Annotated in this window: 26 protein-coding genes; 16 read left to right on the top strand and 10 right to left on the bottom strand. The window is 70.5% G+C overall.

Annotated features, from left to right (window positions below; translation table 11 throughout):
* Positions 1-40 precede the first annotated feature (40 nt).
* Together prfA and ETP66_RS08345 are read left to right on the top strand one after the other, a co-directional pair.
* A complete protein-coding gene (gene prfA / locus ETP66_RS08350; protein WP_130842183.1) occupies positions 41-1,105 on the top strand; it encodes a peptide chain release factor 1 in 1,065 nt (354 codons plus the stop codon).
* Positions 1,105-1,572 (top strand): NUDIX hydrolase, encoded by a 468-nt coding sequence (locus tag ETP66_RS08345; RefSeq protein ID WP_130842182.1) that lies wholly within the window; start codon positions 1,105-1,107, stop codon positions 1,570-1,572. Before prfA ends, ETP66_RS08345 begins: the two co-directional genes overlap by 1 nt.
* On the opposite strand, the gene ETP66_RS08340 is transcribed toward ETP66_RS08345, so the two are convergent.
* Both ETP66_RS08340 and ETP66_RS08335 read right to left on the bottom strand, forming a co-directional pair.
* The gene (locus ETP66_RS08340) at positions 1,569-2,762 is read right to left on the bottom strand and encodes an SLC13 family permease (protein WP_130842181.1); all 1,194 of its coding nucleotides are present in this window, start codon (positions 2,760-2,762) and stop codon (positions 1,569-1,571) included. The genes ETP66_RS08345 and ETP66_RS08340 overlap by 4 nt on opposite strands.
* Entirely contained in the window at positions 2,740-3,357 is a 618-nt protein-coding gene (locus ETP66_RS08335; RefSeq protein ID WP_130842180.1) for a GNAT family N-acetyltransferase, read from the bottom strand. The genes ETP66_RS08340 and ETP66_RS08335 overlap by 23 nt, the downstream gene beginning before the upstream one ends.
* A 20-nt stretch (positions 3,358-3,377) precedes the next feature.
* Between ETP66_RS08335 and ETP66_RS08330 the strand changes: the two genes are divergently transcribed.
* The 3 genes from ETP66_RS08330 to ETP66_RS08320 are packed head-to-tail and all read left to right on the top strand — an operon-like array spanning position 3,378 to position 6,050.
* Entirely contained in the window at positions 3,378-4,421 is a 1,044-nt protein-coding gene (locus tag ETP66_RS08330) for a M28 family peptidase (protein ID WP_130842179.1), read from the top strand.
* A gap of 11 nt (positions 4,422-4,432) precedes the next feature.
* Positions 4,433-4,927 carry a MogA/MoaB family molybdenum cofactor biosynthesis protein gene (locus ETP66_RS08325; protein ID WP_130842178.1) on the top strand — a complete coding sequence of 165 codons (495 nt, stop codon included), beginning with the start codon at positions 4,433-4,435 and terminating at the stop codon, positions 4,925-4,927.
* Entirely contained in the window at positions 4,920-6,050 is a 1,131-nt protein-coding gene (locus tag ETP66_RS08320) for an aminotransferase class I/II-fold pyridoxal phosphate-dependent enzyme (RefSeq protein WP_130842177.1), read from the top strand. Before ETP66_RS08325 ends, ETP66_RS08320 begins: the two co-directional genes overlap by 8 nt.
* Positions 6,051-6,153: 103 nt before the next feature.
* Here ETP66_RS08320 and ETP66_RS08315 read toward each other — a convergent pair whose 3' ends face one another.
* From ETP66_RS08315 to aceE, 5 genes are read right to left on the bottom strand one after another with little or no spacing between them, the layout of a single operon-like run.
* Positions 6,154-7,395, bottom strand: a complete 1,242-nt coding sequence (locus ETP66_RS08315) for a bifunctional folylpolyglutamate synthase/dihydrofolate synthase (RefSeq protein WP_130842176.1) — start codon at positions 7,393-7,395, stop codon at positions 6,154-6,156.
* Between the two features lie 19 nt (positions 7,396-7,414).
* Positions 7,415-7,810 (bottom strand): manganese-dependent transcriptional regulator PerR, encoded by a 396-nt coding sequence (gene perR, locus ETP66_RS08310; protein WP_130842175.1) that lies wholly within the window; start codon positions 7,808-7,810, stop codon positions 7,415-7,417.
* A gap of 36 nt (positions 7,811-7,846) precedes the next feature.
* Positions 7,847-8,758 (bottom strand): hydroxymethylbilane synthase, encoded by a 912-nt coding sequence (hemC, locus tag ETP66_RS08305; RefSeq protein ID WP_130842174.1) that lies wholly within the window; start codon positions 8,756-8,758, stop codon positions 7,847-7,849.
* 39 nt (positions 8,759-8,797) lie between these two features.
* Positions 8,798-10,126 carry a 2-oxo acid dehydrogenase subunit E2 gene (locus tag ETP66_RS08300; RefSeq protein ID WP_130842173.1) on the bottom strand — a complete coding sequence of 443 codons (1,329 nt, stop codon included), beginning with the start codon at positions 10,124-10,126 and terminating at the stop codon, positions 8,798-8,800.
* Positions 10,127-10,136: 10 nt separating this feature from the next.
* The gene (gene aceE / locus ETP66_RS08295; RefSeq protein WP_130842172.1) at positions 10,137-12,854 is read right to left on the bottom strand and encodes a pyruvate dehydrogenase (acetyl-transferring), homodimeric type; all 2,718 of its coding nucleotides are present in this window, start codon (positions 12,852-12,854) and stop codon (positions 10,137-10,139) included.
* A 113-nt stretch (positions 12,855-12,967) separates the two neighbouring features.
* On the opposite strand from aceE, the gene ETP66_RS08290 reads away from it, so the two are divergent.
* Positions 12,968-13,822 (top strand): LysR family transcriptional regulator, encoded by an 855-nt coding sequence (locus ETP66_RS08290; RefSeq protein ID WP_130842171.1) that lies wholly within the window; start codon positions 12,968-12,970, stop codon positions 13,820-13,822.
* On the opposite strand, the gene ETP66_RS08285 is transcribed toward ETP66_RS08290, so the two are convergent.
* Both ETP66_RS08285 and ETP66_RS08280 read right to left on the bottom strand, forming a co-directional pair.
* Positions 13,819-14,076 (bottom strand): hypothetical protein, encoded by a 258-nt coding sequence (locus ETP66_RS08285; RefSeq protein WP_130842170.1) that lies wholly within the window; start codon positions 14,074-14,076, stop codon positions 13,819-13,821. The genes ETP66_RS08290 and ETP66_RS08285 overlap by 4 nt on opposite strands.
* Positions 14,073-14,336, bottom strand: a complete 264-nt coding sequence (locus tag ETP66_RS08280; protein ID WP_201738511.1) for a septum formation initiator family protein — start codon at positions 14,334-14,336, stop codon at positions 14,073-14,075. Before ETP66_RS08280 ends, ETP66_RS08285 begins: the two co-directional genes overlap by 4 nt.
* A gap of 210 nt (positions 14,337-14,546) precedes the next feature.
* Between ETP66_RS08280 and ETP66_RS08275 the strand changes: the two genes are divergently transcribed.
* A complete protein-coding gene (locus ETP66_RS08275; RefSeq protein ID WP_130842168.1) occupies positions 14,547-14,984 on the top strand; it encodes a Fur family transcriptional regulator in 438 nt (145 codons plus the stop codon).
* A gap of 83 nt (positions 14,985-15,067) precedes the next feature.
* Here ETP66_RS08275 and ETP66_RS08270 read toward each other — a convergent pair whose 3' ends face one another.
* Positions 15,068-16,477: a leucyl aminopeptidase gene (locus tag ETP66_RS08270; protein ID WP_130842167.1), complete on the bottom strand. Its 1,410-nt coding sequence runs from the start codon at positions 16,475-16,477 to the stop codon at positions 15,068-15,070.
* Between the two features lie 41 nt (positions 16,478-16,518).
* On the opposite strand from ETP66_RS08270, the gene ETP66_RS08265 reads away from it, so the two are divergent.
* Genes ETP66_RS08265 through ETP66_RS08225 form a run of 9 tightly spaced genes read left to right on the top strand, consistent with a single transcriptional unit; the run spans position 16,519 to position 25,455 of the window.
* Positions 16,519-17,406 (top strand): DUF1385 domain-containing protein, encoded by an 888-nt coding sequence (locus ETP66_RS08265; RefSeq protein WP_130842166.1) that lies wholly within the window; start codon positions 16,519-16,521, stop codon positions 17,404-17,406.
* Positions 17,403-18,530, top strand: coding sequence for a tRNA 2-thiouridine(34) synthase MnmA (gene mnmA / locus ETP66_RS08260; protein ID WP_130842165.1), 1,128 nt, complete (start codon positions 17,403-17,405; stop codon positions 18,528-18,530). The genes ETP66_RS08265 and mnmA overlap by 4 nt, the downstream gene beginning before the upstream one ends.
* Before the next feature lie 36 nt (positions 18,531-18,566).
* Positions 18,567-19,532 (top strand): PstS family phosphate ABC transporter substrate-binding protein, encoded by a 966-nt coding sequence (locus ETP66_RS08255; protein ID WP_130842164.1) that lies wholly within the window; start codon positions 18,567-18,569, stop codon positions 19,530-19,532.
* A gap of 55 nt (positions 19,533-19,587) precedes the next feature.
* On the top strand, positions 19,588-20,490 hold the full coding sequence (gene pstC, locus ETP66_RS08250; RefSeq protein ID WP_130842163.1) for a phosphate ABC transporter permease subunit PstC: 903 nt from the start codon (positions 19,588-19,590) through the stop codon (positions 20,488-20,490).
* A complete protein-coding gene (gene pstA, locus ETP66_RS08245) occupies positions 20,483-21,694 on the top strand; it encodes a phosphate ABC transporter permease PstA (protein WP_130842162.1) in 1,212 nt (403 codons plus the stop codon). Before pstC ends, pstA begins: the two co-directional genes overlap by 8 nt.
* On the top strand, positions 21,688-22,503 hold the full coding sequence (pstB, locus tag ETP66_RS08240; protein WP_130842161.1) for a phosphate ABC transporter ATP-binding protein PstB: 816 nt from the start codon (positions 21,688-21,690) through the stop codon (positions 22,501-22,503). The genes pstA and pstB overlap by 7 nt, the downstream gene beginning before the upstream one ends.
* A 10-nt stretch (positions 22,504-22,513) precedes the next feature.
* Positions 22,514-23,686, top strand: a complete 1,173-nt coding sequence (locus ETP66_RS08235; RefSeq protein ID WP_130842160.1) for an MFS transporter — start codon at positions 22,514-22,516, stop codon at positions 23,684-23,686.
* Positions 23,687-24,718 carry a DNA replication/repair protein RecF gene (gene recF / locus ETP66_RS08230; protein ID WP_130842159.1) on the top strand — a complete coding sequence of 344 codons (1,032 nt, stop codon included), beginning with the start codon at positions 23,687-23,689 and terminating at the stop codon, positions 24,716-24,718.
* Positions 24,703-25,455, top strand: coding sequence for a DciA family protein (locus tag ETP66_RS08225; RefSeq protein WP_201738510.1), 753 nt, complete (start codon positions 24,703-24,705; stop codon positions 25,453-25,455). Before recF ends, ETP66_RS08225 begins: the two co-directional genes overlap by 16 nt.
* Positions 25,456-25,640 lie beyond the last annotated feature (185 nt).

Here is a 25,640-nt window from a genome sequence, read left to right as displayed (position 1 = left end):
CTTCCCGTCAAGCCCACCCTGGCGTATCCTGAAAGGAGGTATGCTGGACAAGCTCGCCCGCCTAGAGGAGGAGCACCGGGAGTTGGAGGCGCGCCTCGCTGATCCCGAGGTCCTCAAGGACCCCAAGCGCTACCAGGCCCTCTCCCGGCGCTACGCGGAGATGGGGGAGGTGATCGCCCTCATCCGGGAGTACCGCAAGGTGCTCCAGGACCTGGAGGGGGTGGAGGGCCTCCTGGAAGACCCCGAGCTCAAGGAGGTGGCCAGGGCGGAAAGGGAAGCCCTCCTGGCCCGGAAGGGGGAGCTGGAGCGCCAGCTGGAGCGTTACCTCCTCCCCAAAGACCCCCTGGACGCGCGGGACGCCATCCTGGAGATCCGCGCGGGCACCGGGGGGGAGGAGGCGGCCCTCTTCGCCCGCGACCTCCTGGAGATGTACCTGCGCTTCGCCGAGGAGATGGGCTACGAAGCGGAGATCCTGGACGCTAACCCCACGGATCTGGGGGGGTTCGCCAAGGTGGTCGTGGAGGTGCGGGGCGAGGGGGCCTACGGCACCTTCAAGTACGAAAGCGGGGTCCACCGGGTGCAGCGGGTGCCCGCCACGGAGACCCAGGGGCGCATCCACACCTCCACCGCCACGGTGGCCGTCTTGCCCAAGGCGGAGGAGTCCGACTTCCAGCTCAACCTGGACGAGATCCGCATCGACGTGATGCGGGCCTCGGGGCCTGGGGGCCAGGGGGTGAACACCACGGACAGCGCCGTGCGGGTGGTGCACCTGCCCACGGGGATCACCGTCACTTGCCAGGAGTCGCGGAGCCAGATCAAGAACCGGGAGAAGGCCCTCATGGTCCTGCGTAGCCGCCTCCTGGAGATGCGGCGGGCGGAGGAAGCGGAGAGGCTCCGCCAGACCCGCCTGGCCCAGATCGGCACCGGGGAGCGCTCGGAGAAGATCCGCACCTACAACTTCCCCCAGTCCCGGGTCACGGACCACCGCATCGGCTTCACCACCCACGACCTCGAGGGCGTCCTCTCCGGGCACCTCCAGCCCCTCCTGGAGGCCCTCCGGCGGGCCGACCAGGAGCGCCAGCTGGAGGCCATGACGGAAGCGTGATGCGCCGGGAGATCCTGGTGGTGGCGGCCATCCTCCTGGACCGCCAGGGGCGGGTCCTCCTGGTGGGCAACGACTGGGGGCGGCGGGGCCAGGTGCGCTACACCCTGCCCGGGGGAACGGTGGAGCCGGGGGAGACGGTGCTGGAGGCCCTGGTGCGGGAGGTGCGGGAGGAAACGGGCCTGAAGGTGAAGGCCATCGAGCACCTGGCCTACGCCATCCAGGTGGAGGACCGCCGCAAGGACGAGCGCACCCTGGCCTTGGCCTTCCGGGCCAGCTACGAGGGGCTCCTGAACCCCCGGGACCCCGACGGCCACATCGTGGAGGCCCGCTTCTTCACCCCCGAGGAGGTGGCGGCCCGGCTCGGGAGCCACCGCCCCCTGCAGGAACCCCTGCTGGACTACTTGGCGGGGGAGCGGGGCCGCTTCTACGCCTACCCGGGCTGGGGCCTGCCGGGGGTGCGGGTCTAGGGGGCGAGGAGAAGGTAGAGGAGGGCCAGGGTCAGGAGGGTGAGGGGCAGGCCGAAGCGGAGGTGCTCCAGGAAGCCCACCCGCACCCCTTCCCGGACCCCTCCTTCGGCCACGATCAGGTTGGCCACGCTGGCCAGGAGGGTGAGGTTCCCCGCCAGGGTGCTTCCCCCCGCCAGGAGGAGCCAGCCCCGCTCCTCCCCCACCAAGGGGGCGAGGAGCAGCACGGCGGGCACGTTGGAGACCAGGAGGGAGAGGAGGGTGGCAGCCAGGAGGAGCCCCAGGGGGCTTTGGGCCAGGGGCAGGAGGGCTTCCACCAGCCCCAGCCGCCGCACCCCCTCGGTGACCACGAAAAGCCCCCCGAACATCACCAGAAGCTCCCAGTCCACCCGCAGGAAGTAGCGCTCGGAGCGGAGCCTACGGGTGAAGAGGAGAAGCCCCGCGGCCACCAAGGCCCCCTGGGCCATGGGGTAGCCCAGGAGGAAGGCCAGAAGGAGCCCAAGGGCCACGAGAAGCCCCTTCCGCAGGAGGGGGCGGTGCAGGCGGTAGCGCAAGGGAGGCAGGGGGGGAAGGGGCCTCAGGGAGCGCACCTCGGGGTAGAGGAGGGCCAGGAGGAGGACCTGGAGGAGGAGGCCCAGGAGGGCGGGGAGCCAGAGGGCCTGCACAAAGCCCAGGTAGGAGAGGCCCGAGAGGCTTGCCACCACGATGTTCTGGGGGTTGCCCGTGGGGGTCATGAGGCTTCCGGTGTTCACCGCCCCCATGAGGGCGAGGAGGTAGGGCAGGGGGTTGAGCCCTAGGCCCCGGGCGATGGAGAGGAGGAGGGGGGTGAGGAGGAGGGCCATGGTGTCGTTGAGGAAGAGGGCGGAGAGGATCCCCGCCCCGAAGGTGAGGAGGACCAGGAGGGCCAGGGGGGTCCGGGCCAGGCGGAGGAGGCCTTCCGCCGCCAGGCCGAAGAAGCCCGCGTAGCCCAGGTGGGCGTTCAGGACCATGACCCCGAAGAGGAAGGTGAGGGTCTTGGCGTCCAGGGCGGCCCAGGCCTCCCCCAGGTCCAGCACCCCCAGGAGCACCAAAAAGCTCGCCCCCACCAGGGCTACCCCCGCCCGGTTCATGCGGTACCCGGGCAGCCCCCCCAGGGCCAGGCCCAGGTAGGTGAGGAGGAGGACCAGGAGGCTAAGGGCCTCCCGGGCCTCCATAGAGGCGCTCCTCCAGCCTATCCCTCACCCCGGGCCACTCCTCCCGCAGGAGGCTAAAGACCACGTCGTCCCGGAAGGTGCCGTCGGGAAGCCGGCGGTTTTTGCGCAAGACCCCCTCCCGCACCGCCCCCAAGGACTCCAGGGCCCTTTGGCTCCGCTCGTTCCTCCGGTCCACCCTGAACTGCACCCGCTCCGCCCCGAGGACCTCGAAGGCGTGGCGGAGGAGGAGGTACTTGGCCTCCTTGTTGGCTGGGGTGCCCCAGAAGGGGCGGAAGAGCATGGTGCCGATCTCCAGCTTGCGGTTCTCGGGCTCGGGGGCGATCACAGAGATGCGCCCTGTCAGGTCGGGCAGAGGGCCCGGGCAGCGGGCGCGCAGGGCGGGTCGGGGGCGGATGGCCCAGTTCACCCGCCCGGGCTCGGCGAGGAGGGCCTGGAGGTGGGCCCGCAGGCCCGCCTCGTCTGCCTCCTTGGGACCGCGACTCAGGAAGCGGAAGACCTCGGGGTCGAACTGGGCCAGGAACTCCGGCAGGTGGGCGAGGCCCAAGGGTTCTAGGGCTACGTACCGCCCCACAAAGCGCTCGGGGAAGGCCCACATGGACCCATTATGCTGGGAGCGTGGACCACCTGAAAGCGGTGCTCGGCTTCCTCCACCTTCCCCACCGGGGGAGCGCTACGCCCCTCGAGGCCCAGGCTTCCCAGCGCCTGAAGGCCTTCCTGGAGGGCCAGGGGGTCCCCGTCCGGGTGGTCCCCTTCCGGGGCGTGCGGAGCTACGGCCCGGAGCTCCTCCTCATCAGCCTCCTCCTGGGGCTCGCTCCGGTTTCCCCCGTGCTCCCCCTCCTGGGGGCTTTGGGCTTCTTCCTCTACTTCAATGGCTGGCGGCCCTGGGGCTTCCTCCTGGACCGCCACCCCTCGCAGAACCTCCTGGCCTGGAAGGGACAGGGGGAGAAAGCCCTGGTCCTCCTGGCCCACGTGGACACCGCCAAGACCTTCTTCCTCTACCACCCCAAAAGGGTGCGCCTCTTCCGGGCCAACTTCCTCCTGAACGCCTTCCTGGCCTTCCTGTCCCCCCTTCTTGCCCTTACCCCCCTGAAGTGGCCCCTGGGCCTCTACTTCCTCCTCCAGGCCGCCCTCCTCCTCCACCGGGAGCTTTCCGCCCCCTACGTGGAGGGGGGCAACGACAACGGGAGCGGGGTGGCGGTGGCCACCGCCCTCTTCCTGGAGACGGAGCCTCCCGAGGGGTGGCGCCTCGGCCTGGCCCTGACGGGATGCGAGGAGGTGGGGGCCCTGGGGGCCAAGGCCCTCCTCCCCCACCTGCCCCCGGGGGCCCTGGTCCTCAACCTGGACAACGTGGGCCAGGGGGAGCTCTTCTACGCGGAAGGGGAGGGGATGCTCCTCTACCACCCCTACCGGGGGGCCCTCCTCGAGGCGGCCCGCAAAACCCCAGGGGCCAAGCCCCTCCGCTACCGCCTGGCCTACTTTGACACCCTTCCCCTGACCCAAAGGGGCGTACCCTGCCTCAGCCTCATCCGCCTGCAAGGGGGGGTTCCCCCCGACTGGCACTGGCCCACGGACACCTTCGCCCGCCTGGACAAGGGGGCGCTGGAGGCCACCCTGGCCTACACCCGGGCCCTTTTGCGCCGGGTGTGGGCCAACGGGTAAGCTTGGGGCAAATGTTCCGCGTGGGCATCCTGACCGTGTCCGACAAGGGCTTCCGCGGGGAGCGGGAGGACACCACCCACCTGGCCCTCCGCGAGGTCCTTAAGGGGGGGCCTTTTGAGGTAGCGGCCTACGAGATGGTCCCCGACGAGCCCCCCCTGATCAAGAAGGTGCTGCGGCTTTGGGCCGACCGGGAGGGGCTGGACCTCATCCTTACCAACGGGGGCACGGGGCTAAGCCCCAGGGACCGGACCCCCGAGGCCACCCGGGAGCTTTTGGAACGGGAGGTGCCGGGCCTTGCCGAGCTCATGCGCCTCAGGGGTTTGGAGAAGACCCCCATGGCCGCCCTTTCCCGGGGCGTGGCGGGGGTGCGGGGGAAAAGCCTCATCCTGAACCTACCGGGAAGCCCCAAGGGGGCCCGGGAGTCCCTGGAGGCGGTGCTCCCCGTGCTGCCCCACGCCCTGAGCCTCCTCACGGGCAAGCCCTGGCGGGAGGGGCACCATGAGTAGGGTGCCGGAAGCCTCCGTCTTCCTGGTGGTGGACGAGGCCAAGCGGCGGGCCCGGGAGAAGGGAGTCCGCCTCCTCGACCTCTCCATCGGCTCCACGGACCTGCTCCCCCCGGAAGAACCTCTAAGGGTCCTTAGGGAGGCCCTTTCCGACCCCAGCACCTACGGCTACTGCCTGAAAAGCTGCACCCTGCCCTTCCTGGAAGAGGCCTCCCGCTGGTACGAGGGCCGCTACGGGGCGCGCCTGGACCCCAGGCGGGAGGCCCTGGCCCTCATCGGCAGCCAGGAGGGCCTGGCCCACCTCCTCCTGGCCCTCACCGAGCCCCATGACCTCCTCCTCCTGCCCGAGGTGGCCTACCCCAGCCACTTCGGTGCCGCCCGGGTGGCCTCCTTGAGGACCCACCTCATCCCCTTGCGCGAAGACGGCCTCGCCGACCTGGCGAAGGTGCCGGAAGCCATCTGGCGGGAGGCCAAGGTCCTCCTCCTCAACTACCCCAACAACCCCACGGGGGCGGTGGCGGACTGGGGCTACTTTGAGGAGGCCCTGGGCCTGGCCAGGAGGCACGGCCTCTGGCTGGTCCACGACAACCCCTACGTGGACCAGGTCTACGAGGGGGAGGCTCCCTCCCCCTTGGCCCTCCCTGGAGGCAAGGAGCGGGTGGTGGAGCTCTTCTCCCTCTCCAAGAGCTACAACCTGGCGGGCTTCCGCCTGGGCTTCGCCCTGGGGAACGAGGAGGCCATGGCGCGGCTGGAGCGGGTCAAGGGGGTCATCGATTTCAACCAGTACGCAGGCATCCTGCGCATGGGGGTGGCGGCCCTGAAGACCCCCCGGGAGGTGACCCGCGGCTTCGCCCGGGTCTACCGGGAACGGGCCTTGGGGATGGCCGAGGCCCTGGAGGGGGCCCTCGAGGTCCTCCCCCCCAGGGCCACCATGTACCTCTGGGGCCGCCTGCCCCAGGGGGTGGACGACCTGGAGTTCGCCCTGAGCCTGGTGGAACGGGGGGTGGCCCTGGCCCCGGGGCAGGGGTTCGGGCCGGGGGGCAGGGGGTGGGTGCGCCTCGCCCTGGTGCGCCCCCTGGAAGAGCTCCTCCAGGCGGCCAGGAGGGTTCGGGAGGCCCTGGACTAAGGGCACCTTGGGGCGCAAGCCAAGCGCCCGCGCGCGGGGACTGCCCCCTGGTCGAGGGCCAGAGCGCCTTTCCTAGGGTCTTTGTGGGGCACCCAGGGGGGCACTACTGCCACCTCTCCTCCGGGGGAAGCCCCAAAAGGGCCCGCTTCACCTCCCCCACCAGGTAGAGGCTTCCCGCCACCACCACCCGATCCATCAGGGCCAAGGCCCGCTCCAGGGCCTTCAGGGGTTCTTCCTCCACCGAGGCCCCCGGGAAGAGGGGAAGGAGGGCCTTGGGATCGGCACTCCGCGGGGAGGCGTACCGGGTGAGGACCACGGGGCCGAGGTCCCCCAAGGCCTCGGCCATGGCGGCGTGGTCCTTCTCCCGGCTGAAGGCGAGGACGAAGGCGGCGGGCAAGAGCCTATGGAAGCGCAGGGCCTCCCGCAAGGCCCAGGCCCCTTCCGGGTTGTGGGCCCCGTCCAGGAGGAGCTCCTTCCCCCCGGGCCAGGGAAGGCGCTCCAGCCTGCCCGGGTGCTCCACCCGGAGGAGGGCCCTCGCCACCGCCTCCCAGGGGGCGCCCAGAAGCCTCCCCCCCACCGCCGCCAGGGCCAGGTTCTCCGCCTGGTGGGGGCCGAGGAGGGGGGTCTGGAAGGCCCTTTCCTCCCCCCCAAGCCGGAGGCGAAAGGCGAGGCCCGAAGGCCCCGCCTCCACCCCGGCGAGGGCGAAGGCCTCCCCCAGGACCCAAAGGGGAGCCCCCAGGCGCCCCGCCTGGGCGCGGAGCTCCTCCAGCCCCTCCCCCCGGGCGGCGGTGAGGGCGGGCACGCCTCGGCGGAGGATCCCCGCCTTCTCCCGGGCCACGTCCCTCAGGGTGGGGCCCAGGAGCTCCAGGTGGTCGTGGCCGATGTTGGTGACCAGGGAAAGCCGGGGTTCCGCGGCGTTGGTGGCGTCCAGCCTTCCCCCTAGGCCCACCTCCAGCACGGCGAACTCCACCCCCTCCCGGGCGAAGTGGAGGAGGGCCAGGGCGGTGGCTGCCTCGAAGAAGCTTGCCCCTACCCTTTCCGCATGGGGGCGGACCTCCTCCAGGAGGGCGAGGAGGCCCTCCTCGGGGATGGGGTTTCCCCCCACGGCGATGCGCTCCGGGAAGGCCACCAGGTGGGGGCTGGTGTAGAGCCCCACCCTTAGGCCCGCCTCCCCCAGGACCGCCGCCAGGGCCCGGGCCGCGGTGCCCTTGCCGTTGGTCCCCCCGACGAGGGCCACGGGGTAGGCCTCCTGGGGGTCCCCGAGGAGCCTCAGGAGGGCCCGGATCCGCTCCAGGCCCAGGGTCATCACCCCCTGGCGGGCGTAGAGCCAGGCCAAGGGGTTCAAGGTAGCCTCCCGGGCGGGCCTAGCCCCTGGGGGCCCCCTTGCAGGTGGGGCAAAGGCCCCTGTAAGTCACCTCGGCGGCGCGCACCTCCACCCCGGGGTGGGCCTCCTGGGCCAGGGCCACCAGGTCGGGCAGGGCCACCTCCAGGTCCACGATCTCCCCGCAGGCCTCGCACACCAGGTGCAGGTGGGGGTGGAGGTTGGCGTCGTAGCGGGTGGCCTCCCCTGCCTTGGTGATGGGGAGGAGGTAGCCCTCCGCCACCAGGGCGTCCAGGGTGCGGTAGATGGTCCCCAGGCTCACCTTGGGCACCACCTTGCGCACCTCCTGGTAGATCCAGGCGGCGTCGGGGTGGTTGTGGGCCCTACGCACCACCTCCAGGACGGCCTTGCGCTGGCGGGTCAAGCGCTTCAGCGCCATCGGCTTCACTATACCCCAGGCGCGGGGAAAACTCCACTAAACCCCTCGGATTTGAGCCAGAAGCTCCCGCCCCCCCTGCTCCAGCACGTCCCGGGCCAGCTCCAGGCCGAGCTCCTCCGCCTCCGCGGCCTCCCCCTCGATCTCCGCCCGGATGAAGCTCTTGCCATCGGGGGTAAGGACCATCCCCTCGAGGGAAAGGGCGCCGTCCTCCGCCACCTGGGCCAGGGCCCCCACCGGGGCCAGGCACCCGGCCCCAAGGCCCTTCAAAAAGGCCCGCTCCGCCCGCACCCGGTCGGCGGAGGGGTGGTGGTGGAGGGCGTAGGCCAGCTCCTCCGCCAGATCGTCCCCCTGGCGCACCTCCAGGGCCAGGGCCCCCTGCCCAGGGGCGGGGAGCATCACCTCGGGCTCCAGGAACTGGTCGATGCGGTTCCGGAGGTCCAGCCGGATGAGCCCCGCCGCCGCCAGGATGATGGCGTCGTACTCCCCATTCCCCAAGGCGGCCAGGCGGGTGTCCACGTTGCCCCGCAGGTCCTTCACCCGAAGGTCCGGCCGGTAGGCCAGGAGCTGGGCCCGGCGCCGCACGGAGCTGGTGCCCAGCACCGCCCCCGGAGGGAGGTCTTCCAGGCGCTTGTAGGCCCTGCCCAGGAAGGCGTCCCGGGGGTCTTGCCTTTTGGGAACGGCGGCGATCTTGAGGCCCGGGGGCTCCTCCGTGGGGAGGTCCTTCAGGGAGTGCACGGCGATGTCGACTTCCCGGGAAAGAAGCGCCTCCTGCAGCTCCTTGACGAAGATGGCCCCCTCCAGAGGGCTCGCCCCCCCGTCCCCTCGGGTCTTCACCGTCTTCACCTTGAACTCCGCCTCAGGCCAGCTCTCCTTCAGGCGCTCCACCACAAAGCGGGTCTGGGCCAGGGCCAGGGCGCTGCCCCGGGTTCCCACCACGATGACGCGCATACTTTCCCATACTACACAAGAAGCCGGGGCCGGGCATCCCTACTCCAGGGCCAGGCCCAGGGGGTCTTCCAGAAGCCCTGCCAGGTGGCGGCAGAAGCGGGCGGCCTCGGCCCCGTCGATGAGCCGGTGGTCGTAGGTGAGGCTGAAGGGCATCACCAGCCTGGGCACGAAGGCCTCCTTTTCCGCATCCCAAACCGGCTTGGTCTGCGAGCGGGAAACCCCCAGGATGGCCACCTCCGGCCAGTTGACGATGGGGGTGAAGCCGCTGCCCCCGATCCCCCCCAGGTTGGAGAGGCTGAAGCTGCCCCCCTGCATCTCCTCGGGGGCGAGCTTCCGCTCCCGGGCCCGCTCGGAAACCGCCTGGAGCTCCCTGGCCAGGCGCAGAACGCCCTTCTGGTCCACGTCCCGGATGACGGGCACCAGGAGGCCAAAGGGGGTGTCCACCGCCACCCCGATGTGCACGTAGTCCTTGTAGATGACCTCGGCCCTTTCCGGGTCAATGGAGGCGTTGAACTTGGGAAAGGCCCGCAAGGTCAGGGCCAGGGCCTTGAGGAGGAAGGCGGTGAGGGTGAGCCTAAAGCCCCGCTCCTCCGCCCGAGGGGCGTAGCGCCTCCTCAGGGCCTCCAGCTCGGTGATGTCCGCCTCGTCGAAGTGGGTGACCATGGGCACCTGGGCCCAGGCCTGGGCCATGGCCCGCAGGGTGGCCTTGCGCACCCCGCTCATGGGCTCGGTGCGCACCGGACCCCAGCGGCTGAAGTCGGGAAGCCTGGGGGCCGGGTACCCCGGGGCCTGGGCCTCGAGGGGGGCTTCAGGCACCGCGGGCGCGCGCTGGGGCGCGGGGGCCACCGGGGCGCCAAGCCCCGCCGCCCGGCGCACGTCCTCCGCGGTGATCCGCCCCGCCAGGCCCGTGCCCCGCACCTCCCGGATCTCCACCCCCAGCTCCCGGGCCAGCCGGCGGACGCTGGGAGCGGCGGGGACCAGGCGGCGCTCCTCCGCCGGGGCCGGCACCCCAGGCGGGGGTGCCTCCCCGGTCCGCTCCTCCCGGGCCGGGGCCTGAGGGGAGGGGGGCGCGGCGGCCTCGGGCCTCGCCCCCTGGGCGGCCGCCTTTCCGGAGGGGGCGGTCCGGGAGGCCTCCTCCTCGGCCGCCAGCTCCAGGAAAGGCTCCCCGGGGCGCACCTCGTCCCCCACCTTCACCAAAACCCGCCGCACCACCCCGCCCGCCTCCGCGGGCACCTCCATCACCGCCTTGTCGGTTTCCAGCTCCAGGAGGGGCTGGCCGGGAACCACCTGGTCCCCCTCCTTGACCAGCACCCCCACCACCGTGGCCGCGCTGACGTTGTCCCCCAGTTCGGGAAGCCTGAGCTCCATGCCTTACCCCCTACCGCCGGTGGGGCGGCGTCGCCTCCAGCTTAAGGCCGAGTTCCTCCCGCACCTTCGGCAAGAGCCCCGCCTCCACCTGGCCCTCCTCCGCCAGAAGGGCCAGGGCCGCGTAGGCGATGTGCCTTGCGTCCACCTCGAAGAAGTCCCGGAGGGCCTCCCGGGTGTCCGAGCGGCCGAAGCCGTCCGTGCCCAGGGCGCAGAAGGGCCGGTCCAGGTAGCCCCGGATCAGGTTGGGCAGGGCCTTCAGGTAGTCGCTGGCCGCCACCACCGGACCCTCGTGGCCCTCCAAGGCCTCCGCCACGTAGGGCCTGCGGGCCTTCCCCAGAAGCCTGCGCTCCCTTTCCGCCTCGATGGCGTCCGCGTAGAGGGCCTTGTAGCTGGTGGCGCTCCACACGTCCGCCACCACCCCGTAGCCCCGGAGGATCTCCTGGGCCTTCATCGCCTGGGGCAGGATGGGACCCGAGCCCAGAAGCTGCACCCGGGGGCCCTTCCCTTCCCCCTGGCGGAAGAGGTAAAGGCCCTTCAGGATGCCCTCCTTCACCCTCTCCCAAGGCTCGGGCATGGGGGGATGGGGGTAGTTCTCGTTCTCGATGGTGATGTAGTAGAAGACGTCCTCCCCCTGGCCGTACATGCGCTTGAGGCCGTCTTCCAGGATCACCGCGAACTCGTAGGCGAAGCCGGGGTCGTAGACCAGGAGGTTGGGGGCGGCCAGGGCGTAGACCTGGCTCTGCCCGTCCTGGTGCTGGAGGCCTTCCCCCAGCAAGGTGGTGCGCCCGGCGGTGGCCCCCAGGAGGAAGCCCCGGGTGCGCTGGTCGGCGGCGGCCCAGACCAGGTCCCCGATCCGCTGCAGGCCGAACATGGAGTAGGTGATGAGGAAGGGGATGGTGGGGATGCCCCAGTGGGCGTAGGCGGTGCCGGCGGCGATGAAGTCGGCCATGGCCCCGGCCTCGGTGATCCCCTCCTCCAGGATCTGCCCCTCCCGGCTCTCCTTGTAGGCGGTGAGGGTCCCCGCGTCCACGGGGATGTAGAGCTGCCCCTGGGGGGAGTAGACCCCCACCTGGGCGATGAGGGCCTCCATGCCGAAGGTGCGGGCCTCGTCGGGCACGATGGGCACGATGAGTTTGCCCACCACGGGGTGGCGGAGAAGCTTGGCGAGGATGCGCACGAAGGCCATGGTGGTGGAGATCTCCCGGCCCCCAGAGCCCTGGTAGAACTCCCGGAAGAACTCCTCCCCGGGCACCTCCAGGCCCCCGGTAAACCGCACCCGCCGCTCAGGGACAAAGCCCCCCAGGGCTTGCCTTCGCTCCTGGAGGTAGCGCACCTCGGGGGAGTCCGGCCCCGGGTGGTAGTAGGGGAGCTCGGGGAGCCTTTCCTCGGGAACCGGGATGCCCAGAAAGGCCCGGGCCTCCTTGAGGTCCTCCTCGGCGAGCTTCTTCACCTGGTGGGCCACGTTCTTGGCCATGGCCGTGGGGCCCATGCCGTAGCCCTTGATGGTGCGGGCCAGGATGACCACCGGGCTTCCCCGGTGCTCCACCGCCGCCTTGTAGGCGGCGTAGATTTTCTTGAGGTCGTGGCCGCCCCGGCTCCGGGTGAGCTCGGTGAGCTCCTCGTCGCTCAGGCCCTCGATGAGCCGCTTGAGCTCGGGGGTGTTGAAGAAGCGCTCCCTAAGCTCCTTGGCCCCGAAGGCGGCGTAGCGCTGGCTCTCCCCGTCCACCAGGGCCTCGAAGCGGCGCAGGAGGTGGCCCTCCCCGTCCTTGGCGATGAGGGGGTCCCAGGCCGAGCCCCAGACGATCTTGATCACCCGCCAGCCCGCTCCCCGGTAGAGCCTTTCCAGCTCCTGGATGATCTTGGAGTTGCCCCGCACCGGCCCATCCAGGCGCTGGAGGTTGCAGTTCACCACGAAGATCAGGTTGTCCAGCCCTTCCCGGGCCGCCAGATGGAGGGCCCCCACGGTTTCGGGCTCGTCGTGCTCCCCGTCCCCCAGGAAGGCCCAGACCTTGGCGGCGCTTTTGGGCTTAAGCCCCCGGTCCTCCAGGTAGCGCATGAAGCGGGCCTGGTAGATGGCCTGGATGGGGCCGAGGCCCATGGAGACCGTGGGGAACTCCCAAAAGTCCGGCATGAGCCAGGGGTGGGGGTAGCTGGAGAGCCCCCGGCCTCCTCCTGCGGGAGGGTGGACCTCCCGGCGGAAGTTCTCCAGCTCGGCCTCGCCTAGCCTTCCTTCCAGGAAGGCCCGGGCGTAGTTCCCGGGGGAGGCATGGCCCTGGAAGAAGACCAGATCCCGGTCCAGCCCCGCCTCAGGGCCCCGGAAGAAGTGGTTGAAGCCCACCTCGTAGAGCTCGGCGATGGAGGCGTAGGTGGAGATATGGCCCCCGATGCCCTCCGCCTTCTCGTTGGCCCGGGTGACCATCATGGCCACGTTCCAGCGGAGGATGTTGGCGATGCGCTCCTCCAACTTCAGGTCCCCGGGGTAGGGGGGTTCCAGCCCTTTGGGGATGGTGTTGAGGTAGGGGGTGGAGAGGCGGTTTTGCGGGAAGTGGCCCTTGAGGTAGAGGTACTCGTCCAAAAGGCGCAGGAGCTCCTCCACCCGCTCGAACCCTTCCACCTGCAGCACGTACTCCAGGGACTCCAGCCAGTCCCGGTTCTCCTCGGCCCGCGCCCGTTCCTTAAGCTCCTCCGGCAGGGCCTCGAGGGCCTCCCTTAGCTCTTTCGCCGTCATCCCTTCCTCCTTTGCGCCCAGGTACACTACACCGGTCTACCTCCCAGTCTGGACCAAGGTCCCACCCCTTGTCCAATAGCGTGGCCTGGGCCAATTGATAAAATAGACTTATCATGGACCTGCGCCGCCTGCGGGCCTTTCTGGTCCTGGCCGAGGAGGGCAACTTCCACCGGGCGGCCGAGCGGCTTTTCCTCTCCCAACCCGCCCTCTCCCAGAGGATCCGGGCCCTGGAGCAGGAGCTTGGGGTGGAGCTCCTCCGCCGCCGCCCCTTCCGCCTGACCCCTGCCGGGGAGGCCCTTCTGCGGGAGGCCCGGGAGGTCCTCCTGGCCTGGGATCGGGCCAAGGAGGCGGTGCGCCGGGCGGCCCTCCGGGGCCTGCGCTTCGGGGTGCCGGAAAACCTCCTCCCCGACCTCATGCCCCTTCTGGACCACCTGCGCCGGGGGTTGGGAGAGGCGGTGGAGGTGCTGGAGATGCACACCCCTGAACAGGTGCAGGCCCTTAAGGAGGGCCGCCTGGACTACGGCCTGGCCGGGCTTAAGGTGGGGGACCCGGCCATCGCCCGGGAGCCCTTGCTGGAGGTGCCCATCGTGGTGGTCTTACCCGAGGGCCATCCCCTGGCCGCCCGGGAGCGGGTGCCCCTTGGGGCCCTGAAGGAGGAGTCCTTCCTCCTCCTGCCCCGGGAGACCCTGCCCCCCCTTCACGAGGCCTTCATGGAGGTGTTCCGCCGGGCGGGCTTCACCCCCAGGGTGGTCCGGGAGGTGGCCCGCTTCCCACAGGCGGTCAGCCTGGTGGCCGCGGGCCTGGGGGTCCACCTCACCCTGGCCCCCTACCGGGTCTTCCCCCATCCCGGGGCGGTGCTCCGGCCCCTGGAGGGAGCCGCCCTGCAGGTGGCCCTCATCTACCGCAAGAACCCCCCCCCTCCCCGCCTGGAGGAGGTGCGGGAACTCCTCCGGGCCCTGGCCCTTTAGGCCTGGAGGCCGGGGAGGCTATCCTGCCCCCAGGAGAGTTCCACCAGGGAGATGAGCTCCTCCACCGGCAGGCCGTACTCCCGGGAGAGGCGGGTGATCTCGTGGCCCAGCCGGCGCAGGTGGGAAAGCCGGGCGGGGGAGGCCTCCCCCGCCAGGTCCAGGAGCCAGGAGAGGAGGACCTCCGCCTCCTCGTCGGTGAGGCCTTCGGTCAAGGCTTCGTCTTCCAAAAAGAGCTGGGCGGGATCTTCCCTCATCGCCTCTGCAATACCTCCTCCTGCCGGACCAGGCCGAGCCTGCGGGCCAGGGCCTCGAGGTGGGCAGGGTCCTTGGCCGCCTCCACCTCCGCCTGCAGGCGGGCCACCCGGGCCTCCGCCTGCCTTAGGGCCTCCTCCAGCTTAGCCCTTTCCTGGGCCAGGCGGTGGGCCCGCACGCCTTCCTGCCCCAGGAGGAAGAGGGCGTGGGCCAGGCCCAGGGCGAAGATCACGTGGAGGATGCGGTAGATGGGACGCTCCAAAACAACCCCATTATAGCCCATGGCCGGAAGCCGCTGCGGGGCCTTGGGAAAAGGGAGGAGAGGTTCCAAAACGAGGGAGGCACCTGCTGGGGAAAGTGGGTGCAGAGAGAGAATTGGTCGGTAAACCACCATTATCTTGCCTGCCGGCACACTTCGGTATTGCATTCGCACACGACCCATGTATACTGGAACTGAAAGAAAGGAGGAGTCATGCCAAGGACTAAGGAAAAAGAAAGCTACCGGGCGCGGCTGAAGGCGGTAGGGCTTAGACACACCCTGCCCCGGGAGCGGATTCTGACCTACCTGGACCGCAAAAACGTGCACCCCACCCCCGAGGAGCTTTACAACGGCCTGAAGCGGCGGGGCTACGACATCGGCCTTTCCACGGTCTACCTCAACCTCCACGTCCTCCGGGAGCACGGCCTCATCTACGAGTTCAAAGACCCCAAGGGGTACACCCGCTACGACGGCTACAACGAGCCCCACGTCCACCTCACCGACGTGGAGACCGGTAAGGTGGAAGACCTTCCCCTCAAGAACCTCCCCGATCTGGACCTGGAGGGGCTCAAGCGGCTTGTGGCCGAGCGCACGGGCTGGGAGGTTCAGGACGTGCGCATCGAGTTCCGGGGCAAGGGGCCGGAGAAGTAGCCCGGGCCTCGAGGGCCCCCGGCGCGGCGTTTGCTGCGCCGGGGGCCCTTGCCCTTCCGAGGGGGTGGCGCCCGGCCCCCGCGCTAGGGGGCGGCCAGGGACTGGGCCGTCTCCAGGATGGTCCGCACCCCAAACCCCGTCCCCCCCTCGGGACCCAGGGGGTGGGCCTTCTTGGCGAAGGCCGGCCCGGCGATGTCCAGGTGGACCAGGGGTACCCCGACGAACTCCGCCAGGAAAAGCGCCGCGGTGATGGCCCCGCCCTGGCGGTCCCCCACGTTCTTCAGGTCGGCCACCGGGCTTTTGAGCTTCTCCCGGTAGGCCCCTTCCAGAGGCAGAGGCCAGACCTTCTCTCCGGCCCTTTCCGCCGCCTGGCGTACCCTTTCCCCCCAGGCGGCCTCGGTGGCGAAAAGCGCCGCCACCTCCTCCCCCAGGGCCACCACCGCCGCCCCCGTGAGGGTGGAAAGCTCCAGGAGCCGCTCAGCCCCCTGCCGCTCCGCGTAGGCCAGGGCATCCGCCAGGGTGAGGCGGCCTTCGGCGTCGGTGTTCATCACCTCCACCGTTTTGCCGGAAAGGGTCTTCAGCACGTCCCCCACCCGGTAGGCCCGGCCCGAGATCAGGTTCTCGCAGGCGGCGATGTAGCCCCTGAGCTCCACGGGAAGGCCCAAAAGGGCAGTGCTCCTAAAGGCCCCCAGGACCGCCGCCGCCCCGGCCATATCCCCCTTCATGGCGGCCATGCTCTCCGTGGGCTTTAGGGAGTAGCCCCCGGAGTCGAAGGTGAGGCCCTTGCCCACCAGGTCCAGCCGGGCCTTTGCCCCTTCCGGGGCGTAGCGCAAGGAGATGAAGCGGGGTGGGTTCTCCGAGCCTTGGGCCACGGCCAGGAAGGCCCCCATGCCCAGGGCCCGGATGGCCTCCTCGTCTAACACCTCCACTTCCACGCCCAGGGCTTCGAGGGAAAGGGCCGTCTCCGCCAGGGCCTCGGGGTTCAGGACGTTGGGGGGCTCGTTCACCAAATCCCGGGCGAAGTAGACCCCTTCCGCCACCTTCCGGGCCCGCTCCAACTCCTCCTCCTGGGCCCCGGAAAGCCCGAGGGTGAGGGCCTTTTCCCGGGCCTGGCTCTTGTGGCGCTCGAAGCGGTAGGCCCCCATGTAGAGCCCCTCGGCCAGAGGATAGGCCTTCCCTTCGGCCTCCAGGGGCTCCACCAGGGCCTCGGGGAAGGCCAGCCGGCCCAGGGCCTGGGCGAGCCTACCTCCCGCCTGGCGGGGGTCCTCCCCCGCCCCGAAGAGGAGGAGGTGGCCCTCGGCGGCGGCGAGGAAGAGGCTCTCCCCCGCCTCCCCGTGGAACCGGGCCTCCTCCAGGGTCCGGCGGAGGAGGCCCCCCAGCCGGGCGTCCAAGGCCTCCCCCTGGGGCAGAAGCCTGCCCTCCCTAACCCAAAGGACCTTCAGGGGGGCCTGCCCCTCCGCGAGCGTGGCCCGAGTGGCGCGCAGGGTGATCACGCCTAGGGTTATACCACGGTCCCGTGGCACAATGGGTGGGGATGCGACCCCTTTTTCTTCTGGCTCAAAAGACGGCCCTGGGCGGGGCGGCGGCCTTGGAGGGGGTCATGATGAAGGCCCCCTGGGCCTGGGCTTTGGCCGTGCGCCTGCCCGATGGGCGGATCCACGTGGAGCGCCACGAGGAACGGGCCCTCACCGAGCGCTATCCCTGGGCCAGGCTCCCCCTCCTCCGGGGGGTGGCGGCCCTGTGGGATGCCCTTTCCGTGAGCTACCGGGCCCTGGCCCGAAGCGCCGAGCTCGTAGGGGGGGAGGAGGAGGTGCCCAGGGGGGCCCTTTGGGCCACGGTGGCGGTGAGCCTCCTCATCGGCATCGCCCTTTTCATCGTGTTGCCCGGGCTTCTCGCCGGCTTCCTCCTGGACCCGGCCCGCCACCCCCTGGGGCACAACCTCCTGGCGGGCCTCCTCAAGGTGGCCATCCTGGTGGGCTACATCCTCTTCATCGGTCGGATGCCGGAGATCCGCCGCTTCTTCATGTACCACGGGGCCGAGCACAAGGCCATCCACGCCTTCGAAAAGGGCCTGCCCCTCACGGTGGAAAACGTCCTGGCCCAGTCCCGCTTCCACCCCCGGTGCGGCACCACCTTCATCGCCTTCGTCATCGTGGTCTCCGTCCTGGTCTACAGCCTTATCCCCGCTCCGGAGGTGGTCTGGTGGCGCCTTCTGGCCCGGGTCCTCTTCCTGCCCCTGGTGGCCGCCCTGGCCTTCGAGCTCCTCTACTTCTCTGCCCGGCATGAGGATCCCCTTTCCCGGGCCCTGAGGGGGCTGGGCTTCCGCTTCCAGGCCCTCACCGTGGCCGAGCCTACCCCGGACATGGTGGAGGTGGCCATCCGGAGCGCGGAGGCGGCGGTGGGGGAGAGGGTGGTGGCGTGAAGCGGGTCCTGGTGGCTATGTCCGGGGGAGTGGACTCCTCGGTGGCCGCCTACCTCCTCAAGGAGGCAGGCTACGAGGTGGTGGGGGCCATGATGCGCTTCTGGCCCGAGGAAGCCCCCCGACCCTCCTTGGGACCCGAGGGGGACCCCAAGGGGTCCCGGGCCTGGGAAAGCTGCTGCACCCCGGACGCCGCCTACGGGGCTAGGCGGGTGGCGGACCTCCTGGGCATCCCCTTCTACCTTTTGGACTACCGCGAGGTCTTTGAGGAGGCGATTCTACGGCCCTTCCTGCGGGACTACGCGGGGGGGCGCACCCCCAACCCCTGCGCCCGCTGCAACACCTTCGTGAAGTTCGGGGCCCTTCTCAGGCAGGCGCAGCGCCTGGGCCTGGACTTCGTGGCCACCGGGCACTACGTGCGCCGGGAAGGGACGGACCTCCTCCGGGGGGTGGACCCGGGGAAGGACCAGAGCTACTTCCTCTGGGGCACCCCCAGGGAGGCCCTCCCCCAGCTCCTCTTCCCCGTGGGGGGGATGACCAAGGCCGCGGTGCGGGCCCTAGCGGAAAGGGCCGGGCTTCCCACCGCCAGGAAGCCGGAAAGCCAGAACCTCTGCTTCGTGGCCGGGGACCTGAAGGAGTTCCTGAGGGAAAGGCTCAAGGTCCGCCCCGGTCCCCTGGTGGACGCCCTCACCGGGGAGGTGGTGGGGGAACACCAAGGAGCAAGCCTCTACACCATCGGCCAGCGAAAGGGCCTCGGCCTATTCAAACCCCACCTGGAACGGCACGTGGTGGGGTTAGACCCTCTGGCCAACGTGGTCTACGTGGGGCCAAAGGAGGCTACCCTTTGGCTTGGGCTTGAGGGGGAGGAAGCCAACCTCCTGGCCGAGCTTCCTGAGGAGGTGGAGGTCCAGGTGCGCTACCGCACCCCTCCTGTGCGGGCCAAGGTGGAGTCCCTGGACCCCTTGCGCCTCCGCTTCCAAAGCCCGGTCTTCGCCGTGGCCCCGGGGCAGAGCGCCGTCCTCTACCAAGGGGAGCGGCTTTTGGGCGGGGCGGTGATCCGCCGGGGGCTTTACAACTTGGCGGGGGTTGACCCGGCCCTGACAGGGCGGTCCTTGACCTTCTCCTGACAAAGGGGTGCCAGAGTACGGGTGGGAGGTTAGGAGATGAGGAAGGCAATCGGTCTAGCGCTACTGGCCCTCGCGGGGACGGCCCTGGCCCAGATCCGGGCGGACGGTTCCTCCACGGTCTACCCCATCACCCAGGCGGTGGCGGAGGAGTTCCTCACCCGCAACCCCGGGGTGCGGATCTCCGTGGCCTTCTCCGGCACGGGCGCCGGCTTCCAGAAGTTCTGTCGTGGGGAAACGGACGTGCAGAACGCCAGCCGCCCCATCCGCAAGACGGAGCTGGACCTCTGCGCCCAAAACGGCATCCAGTTCATCGAGATCCCCGTGGCCTACGACGCCCTCTCCATCCTGGTCAACCAGGCCAACACCTGGGCCCAGTGCCTCACCACCGCCCAGCTCCGGGCCATCTGGGAGCCGGGCTCCCGCATCACCAACTGGAACCAGATCAACCCCAACTGGCCCAACCAGCGCTTGGTCCTCTACGGGGCGGGCACCGACTCCGGCACCTTTGACTACTTCACCGAGGCCATCATGGGCCGCTCCGGGGCCATCCGCACCGACTTCTTCCCCTCCGAGGACGACAACGTGATCCTCCGGGGGGTGATCGGGGACCGGGGGGCCATGGCCTTCGTGGGCTACGCCTACTACGAGGAGAACCGGGACCGGGTGCGGTCGGTGGCCATCAACAACGGCCAGGGCTGCGTGGCCCCCACCCGGGAGACGGTGCTGAACGGCACCTACCAGCCCCTCTCCCGCCCCCTCTTCATCTACGTGAACGTGCGTAGCCTGGAGCGCCGGGAGGTGCGGGACTTCATCAACTTCTACCTCTCCCCCGCCGCCCGCCGGGCCATCCGCTCCACCGGGTACGTGGAGCTGCCCGCCGAGGCCTACCAGATCGGCCAGGAGCTGGTGAACCGGCGCAAGACGGGCTCCTTCTTCAGCGACCTGCCCGTGGGCACCCCCCTCTCCCGCTTCGTGGAGGAGCTGCGCAGGGAGCTGCGGTAACCCTCGTTTCCTGGGGGTGGGGGTGCTCCCCCCACCCCCTTAGAATGGGAAAGGCATGGAGATCCTCAAGCAGAGGCCCTCGAGGAACCCCAAGGAGGTGGTCACCCTTGCCCTCCTCCTCCTCCTCTCCTCCGTGACCCTCCTCACCACGGTGGGGGTCATCGCCAGCCTCCTGGGGGATGTGGTCCAGTTCTTCCTCCAGGTCCCCCTCACGGAGTTCCTCTTCGCCCCCGAGTGGACCCCCCTCTTCGCCGACCCCCGCTACGGGATCAGCCCCCTCATCGCCGGCACCTTCCTGGTGACCGCCATCGCCCTCCTGGTGGCGGTGCCCCTGGGCCTCACCCTGGCGGTCTACATCGCGGAGTACGCCAAAGGGGCCGCCCGGGCCCGGATCAAGGGCACCTTGGAGCTCTTCGAGGGCATCCCCACGGTGGTCTTCGGCTACTTCGCCCTCCTCTTCGTCACCCCCCTCCTGCAGCAGGTGATCCCCGGCCTCAACATCTTCAACCCCCTCTCCGCGGGCCTGGTCATGGGTTTCGCCATCATCCCCTACGTGTCCAACGTGGCCGCAGACGCCATGGAGTCCGTGCCCCGCCCCATCCGGGAGGCGGCCTACGCCCTGGGGGCCAGGCCCTACGAGGTGGCCCTGCGGGTGGTCTTTCCCGCGGCCCTCTCCGGCATCATCGCCGCCATCATCCTGGCCACCAGCCGGGCGGTGGGGGAGACCATGATCGTGGCCATCGCCGCGGGGCAGCGTCCCCTCCTCACCCTGGATCCGCGGGAGACCATCGCCACCATGACCAGCTACATCGTTCAGGCGGCCACCGGCGACCAGCCCACGGGCACCACCGCCTACTACGCCCTGTTCGCCGTGGGCTTTACCCTCTTCCTCATCACCCTCTTCCTCAACATCCTGGCCCAGTGGGTGGTGGAGCGCTACCGGGAGCGGTATGAATAGGGCTTTGGACCGCGCCCCCGAGGCCTTCGGGGTAGACCCCTGGAAGGCCCGCATCGACCGGGTTTTCGCCCGGGCCATCGCCCTGCCCCTTTTCCTGGCCGTGGGCCTGCTGGCCCTCCTCCTGGCGGACACGGTCTACAACAGCTTCTCCGTCCAGGTGGTCCGGGCGGACGAGGGGCCGGGCCAGACCTACCCTTTCCGCCTCTCCGCCGACGAGATCCTCCGCCGGGAGCTCCTGGCCCGGGAGTACACGGGGGAAGAGGTCCAGTTCATGCTGCAAGACCCCACGGAACGCCGGGTCCTCTTCCTGCAGAACCGGGTGGAGCTCATGTGGCTCACCCACGAGGGGCCTTTGCGCTATGTGGTCACCGGCCTCCGGGACGACCGGGTGGCCGACTTCTCCCTGGTGGAGGGCCTGAGGCGCTGGGAGGAGCTCAAGGCGGGGTTGGGGGAAGGGGAGCGGCTCGTCCTCAACCCCTGGCTGGACCAGAGCTTTCTCACCCGCACCCCCTCCCGCTCCCCCCTCACCGCGGGGATCGGGGTGGCGGTCTTGGGCTCCATCTGGGTGCTCTCCCTGGCCCTCCTCATCGCCATCCCCGTAGGGATCGGGACCGCCATCCTCCTGGAGGAGTACCTGCGGGAGGGCACCTGGAACCGGATCCTGGAGGTGAACCTGCGGAACCTGGCCGGGGTGCCCTCCATCGTGTACGGCCTCTTGGGGTTGGCCCTCTTCGTGCGGGGCCTGGGCCTGGGGCCCTCCATCCTGGCCGCCTCCATGACCCTGGCGCTTCTCGCCATCCCCGTGATCGTGGTCACCGCCCGGGAGGCCCTGAGGGCGGTGCCCGAGTCCCTGCGCCAGGCGGCCTTCGCCCTGGGGGCCACCCGCCGCCAGGTGGTCTTCCGGGTGGTCTTCCCCGCCGCCCTCCCCGGGATGGTCACCGGGGTGATCCTGGCCGCGGCCCGGCTCATCGGGGAGGCCGCCCCCCTCCTCCTGGTAGGGGCGGCGGCCTTCGTCCCTTTTATGCCCACGGGGCCCATGTCCGAGTACACGGTGATTCCCGTGCAGATCTACCTCTGGATCAGCATGAACATCCCCGAGTTCCACCGGGTGGCGGCCGCGGGTATCCTGGTGATGCTCATGGTCCTCTCCGGCCTCTACGCCCTGGCCCTTTACCTCAGGAACCGCTTTAGGAGGGAATGGTGAGCTTGGAACTCCTCAAGGACCACCAGACGGTCCGCACCGCCCCCGTCCCCGAGGCCGAGGCCCAGGCGGAGGTGCGGGGCCTCAACCTCTGGTACGGCAGGAAGCAGGCCCTCTTCGACATCTCCGTGCGCTTTCCCCGCCACCAGGTGGCGGCCATCATCGGCCCCTCGGGGTGCGGCAAGAGCACCCTCCTGCGCTCCCTGAACCGCATGAACGACCTCATCCCCGGGGTGCGGGTGGCGGGGGAGGTCCTCTACGAGGGGGTGAACATCTACGACCCGCGGGTGGATCCGGTGGCCGTGCGGCGGCACATCGGCATGGTCTTCCAGAAGCCTAACCCTTTCCCCAAGACCATCTTCGAGAACGTGGCCTTCGGCCTCCGCCTCATGGGGGTAAAGGGGAGCGAGCTGGAGGACCGGGTGGTGGAGGCCCTGAGGCGGGCCGCCCTCTGGAACGAGGTCCAGGACATCTTCAAAAAGCAAAGCGGCCTGAGGCTTTCCGGGGGGCAGCAGCAGCGGCTCTGCATTGCCCGGGCCATCGCCGTGGAACCGCCCCTGCTCCTCATGGACGAGCCCACCAGCGCCCTGGACCCCATCGCCACCCAGGCCATCGAGGACCTGATCACCGAGCTCAAGCGGCGCTACACGGTGGTCATCGTCACCCACAACATGCAGCAGGCGGCCCGCATCTCCGACCGCACCCTCTTCATGCACCTGGGGGTCCTGGTGGAGGAGGGCCCCACGGAGGTGATCTTCACCAAGCCCCAGCACCCCTATACGGAGGCCTACATCACCGGGCGCTTCGGGTAGACTCTTGGGCGTGTCCGCCCTTGGCCTCCTCTTCCTTACCCTTTTCAACAGCGTCCTGGGGCTTTCCATCCTCTTTCCCATCCTGGGTCCCCTGGGCCGGGAGCTGGGCCTCACCGAGGTGCAGGTGGGGCTCCTCTCCACGGGCTACGCCCTGATGCAGTTTCTCCTCTCCCCCTACTGGGGGCGGCGGAGCGAGGGGGGGAGGAAGCCCGTTCTCCTCCTCGGCATCCTGGGTTTCGCCGGGAGCTTTCTCCTCTTCGGCCTCTTCGCCCTCCTGGGCCAGGGAGGGCACCTCCCCCCGGAGGCCCTCTTTCCCCTCCTCTTCCTGGCCCGGGTGGTGGGGGGGGCCTTCAGCTCCGCCACCCTGCCCACCGCCCAGGCCTACGTGGCCGACGTGACCGGGCGAGAGAACCGCACCGCGGGCATGGCCCTCCTGGGGGCGGCCTTTGGCCTGGCGGTGATCCTGGGCCCCGCCCTGGGGGCGGGCCTGGCCGCCCTCTTCGGCCTCCTGGCCCCGGTCTTCTTCTCCGCGGGATTTGCCCTCCTCAACGCCCTCTTCGCGGCCCTGTTCCTCCCCGAGTCCCGCACCCGGGGAGGGCCGGTTCCGGGCCGCCTCTCCCCCTGGGACGCCCGGGTCTTCCCCCTCCTCCTCCTGGGGCTTTCCCTGAACCTGGCGGGGGTGGCCCTGGAGCAGACGGTGGCCTTCTACTTCCAAGACCGCCTGAGCCTTTCCGGGGTGGAGACGGCCCGGGCGGTGGGGCTGGCCCTGGCCGTTTACGGCCTGGTGGCGGTCTTCGTCCAGGGGTTTCTGGTGCGCAAACTGGCCTGGCCTCCCCGCACCCTCCTCCTCCTGGGGCTTCCCATGGCCGTCTTGGGGTTTTTGGTCCTGGTCCTGGCCCGGGAGTTCTGGGCCCTGGTCCTGGGCCTGGCCCTCCAGGGGGCGGGGGCGGCCCTGGCGGGCCCGGGGGTGACGGCGGCCCTTTCCCTGGCGGTGCGGGAGAACGAGCAGGGCTCGGTGGCCGGCCTCAACAGCTCCGCCCAGGCCCTGGGGCGGATGCTGGGCCCGGTGGTGGGCACGGGCCTCTACCGCCTGCAGCCCGAGGCCCCCTTTCTCCTGGGGGCGGGCCTTCTTCTCCTCTCCTGGGCCCTCCTGCCCGCCCTTTTGCGCCGGATGAGGTTGTAGATGCGCCTCCTCCTCTTCCGCCAGCGCCACTTCCGCAACCTGGCCTTCCCCGCCTTCCGCCCTCCCCCGGGCCCCTTCGCCCTGGCGGGGGGGAACGGCCAGGGGAAAACGGGCCTCCTCCTGGCCCTCCACCTGGCCCTGGGGGGGGAGGTGCGGGCCGCCTTGGGGGACCTGGTCCGCTTCGGGGAGCCCGAGGCCTGGCTTTACGCCGAGGTGGAGACCGAGCTCGGCCTCTACCGGGTGGAGCAGCGCCTGGCGCCCGAGGGGCGCGAGGTGCGCCTCAACGAGAGGCCGGTAAGCCTGCGCGCCCTTCACGAGCTTCCCGGCTCGGTTCTGGTCTCCCCCGAGGATGTGGAGGTGGTCCTGGGCCCTAAGGAGGAGCGGCGGGCGGCCTTGGACCGCCTGATCGCCCGCTTCTCCCGTCGCCACGCCGCCCTCCTCGCCGCCTACGAGCGGGCCCTGCGCCAGCGGAACGCCCTCCTGAAGGCGGGAGGCAACGGGCTTTCCGTGTGGGACCGGGAGCTGGCCCGGTACGGCGTGGAGATCGCGGCCCTGAGGCGCCGCTTCCTCCGCCGCTTTCTGCCCATGTTCCAGTCGGTTTACCGGGTCCTGGCCCCGGGGGAGGCGGGGCTGGTGCTGGAGGAAACCGTCCAGGGGGATTTCCTGGAGGCCTTGGAGCGGGGGCGGAAGGAGGAGCTCGCCCGGGGGCAGACCCTGGTGGGCCCCCACCGGGACGACCTGGTCTTCCTCCTGGGGGGGCGGCCCGCCCACCGCTTCGGAAGCCGCGGGGAGGCCAAGGCCCTGGCCCTGGCCCTGCGCCTGGCAGAGCACCGGCTCCTTTGGGAGCACCACGGGGAGGCCCCCCTCCTCCTGGTGGACGAGTGGAGCGAGGAGCTGGACGGGGCCCGGCGCCAGGCGGTTTTCGCCTACGCCCAAGGGCTTCCCCAGGCCATCCTGGCGGGCCTTTGGGCTCCGGAGGGCCTCCCGGTATGCTGGATGGAAGAGGGGGTAGTCCTGTGCCCCGGCGGCTGAAGGAAGTGCTCCCCGAGACCCTGCGGCGGCTGGGAGGGGAGGAGCGGTGGCGGCGGGGGGCGGTCTTGGCCGCCTGGAAGGAGGTGGTGGGGCGGGAGCTGGCCCGCCTCACGGAGGCGGTGGCCCTCGAGGGGGGCATCCTCACCGTCCGGGTGGCGGACGCCCTCACCGCCCACGGGCTCACCTACAGCCGCCTGGCCCTTCTCCGGCACTACGAGGAGCGCTTTCCCGGGATGGTCCGGGAGATCCGCTTTGTGGTGGGCCAGGTGGGGGCACCCCCCTCCCCCGGCTCCCCCGCCCCCGAGGACCCCGAGGGGACCCGCAAGGCCTGGGAGCTGGCCCGGGAGGCCCTTCCGGAGTTGCGGGGGTCGGTGGCTCGGGCGGCCCTTGCCCTCCTGCGCCACCGGCGGGGGGAGCCCTGCCCCATCTGCGAAAGCCCCAGCGAGGCCCACCCCTGCCCCACCTGCCGCCGCCTCCTGGAAAGCCCCGCGGTGCGTAAGGGGGCGGAGCGGCTCAAGCGGGGCCGCGCCGCGGGCCTCGAGGGGGAGGCCCTGCTCGTGGCCCGCCACCTGGCGCGGCAGTCCCTCCTCGCGGAGATGGCCGAGCTCTTTCCCCAGGCCCTGAGGGAGGAGGGGCTCCGCCCCCTCCTCGGGGACCTCGCCCGGCGCTTCCAGGCCCTCTTTCCGGACGAGCCCTTGCCGGAGGCGGTGAGGAGCCTTCTGGCCAAAGGGCCCTGAGGGGGAGGCTCCCTTCCCCCTCGCCCCCCCGGACCCGGGGCCACGCCCCGGCCGTCCGCCGGGGCCCCCCGGGGGGCCTCAGGAGGCAAGGAAGCGCCGGAGCCTCAGCCAGACGCTCGGTCGCCCAAGGAGGTGAAGGCGCAAGGAGGGAAGGGGCTGTAGCCCACATTCCGCACCCCTCTCAC

It is taken from the genome of Thermus thermamylovorans, assembly GCF_004307015.1.
Classification (GTDB): domain Bacteria; phylum Deinococcota; class Deinococci; order Deinococcales; family Thermaceae; genus Thermus; species Thermus thermamylovorans.
This window is presented reverse-complemented; position numbering and strand designations above follow the sequence as displayed.

Coding starts and splice junctions, on each gene's coding strand:
- prfA (WP_130842183.1), top strand. CDS start 41: ATGCTGGACAAGCTCGCCCGCCTAGAGGAGGAGCACCGGGAGTTGGAG.
- ETP66_RS08265 (WP_130842166.1), top strand. CDS start 16,519: ATGCGACCCCTTTTTCTTCTGGCTCAAAAGACGGCCCTGGGCGGGGCG.
- perR (WP_130842175.1), bottom strand. CDS start 7,810: ATGGCGCTGAAGCGCTTGACCCGCCAGCGCAAGGCCGTCCTGGAGGTG.
- aceE (WP_130842172.1), bottom strand. CDS start 12,854: ATGACGGCGAAAGAGCTAAGGGAGGCCCTCGAGGCCCTGCCGGAGGAG.
- ETP66_RS08335 (WP_130842180.1), bottom strand. CDS start 3,357: ATGTGGGCCTTCCCCGAGCGCTTTGTGGGGCGGTACGTAGCCCTAGAA.
- ETP66_RS08340 (WP_130842181.1), bottom strand. CDS start 2,762: ATGGAGGCCCGGGAGGCCCTTAGCCTCCTGGTCCTCCTCCTCACCTAC.
- ETP66_RS08285 (WP_130842170.1), bottom strand. CDS start 14,076: ATGAGGGAAGATCCCGCCCAGCTCTTTTTGGAAGACGAAGCCTTGACC.
- pstC (WP_130842163.1), top strand. CDS start 19,588: ATGGAGATCCTCAAGCAGAGGCCCTCGAGGAACCCCAAGGAGGTGGTC.
- ETP66_RS08345 (WP_130842182.1), top strand. CDS start 1,105: ATGCGCCGGGAGATCCTGGTGGTGGCGGCCATCCTCCTGGACCGCCAG.
- recF (WP_130842159.1), top strand. CDS start 23,687: ATGCGCCTCCTCCTCTTCCGCCAGCGCCACTTCCGCAACCTGGCCTTC.
- ETP66_RS08290 (WP_130842171.1), top strand. CDS start 12,968: ATGGACCTGCGCCGCCTGCGGGCCTTTCTGGTCCTGGCCGAGGAGGGC.
- hemC (WP_130842174.1), bottom strand. CDS start 8,758: ATGCGCGTCATCGTGGTGGGAACCCGGGGCAGCGCCCTGGCCCTGGCC.
- ETP66_RS08300 (WP_130842173.1), bottom strand. CDS start 10,126: ATGGAGCTCAGGCTTCCCGAACTGGGGGACAACGTCAGCGCGGCCACG.
- ETP66_RS08320 (WP_130842177.1), top strand. CDS start 4,920: ATGAGTAGGGTGCCGGAAGCCTCCGTCTTCCTGGTGGTGGACGAGGCC.
- pstA (WP_130842162.1), top strand. CDS start 20,483: ATGAATAGGGCTTTGGACCGCGCCCCCGAGGCCTTCGGGGTAGACCCC.
- pstB (WP_130842161.1), top strand. CDS start 21,688: ATGGTGAGCTTGGAACTCCTCAAGGACCACCAGACGGTCCGCACCGCC.
- ETP66_RS08255 (WP_130842164.1), top strand. CDS start 18,567: ATGAGGAAGGCAATCGGTCTAGCGCTACTGGCCCTCGCGGGGACGGCC.
- ETP66_RS08275 (WP_130842168.1), top strand. CDS start 14,547: ATGCCAAGGACTAAGGAAAAAGAAAGCTACCGGGCGCGGCTGAAGGCG.
- ETP66_RS08325 (WP_130842178.1), top strand. CDS start 4,433: ATGTTCCGCGTGGGCATCCTGACCGTGTCCGACAAGGGCTTCCGCGGG.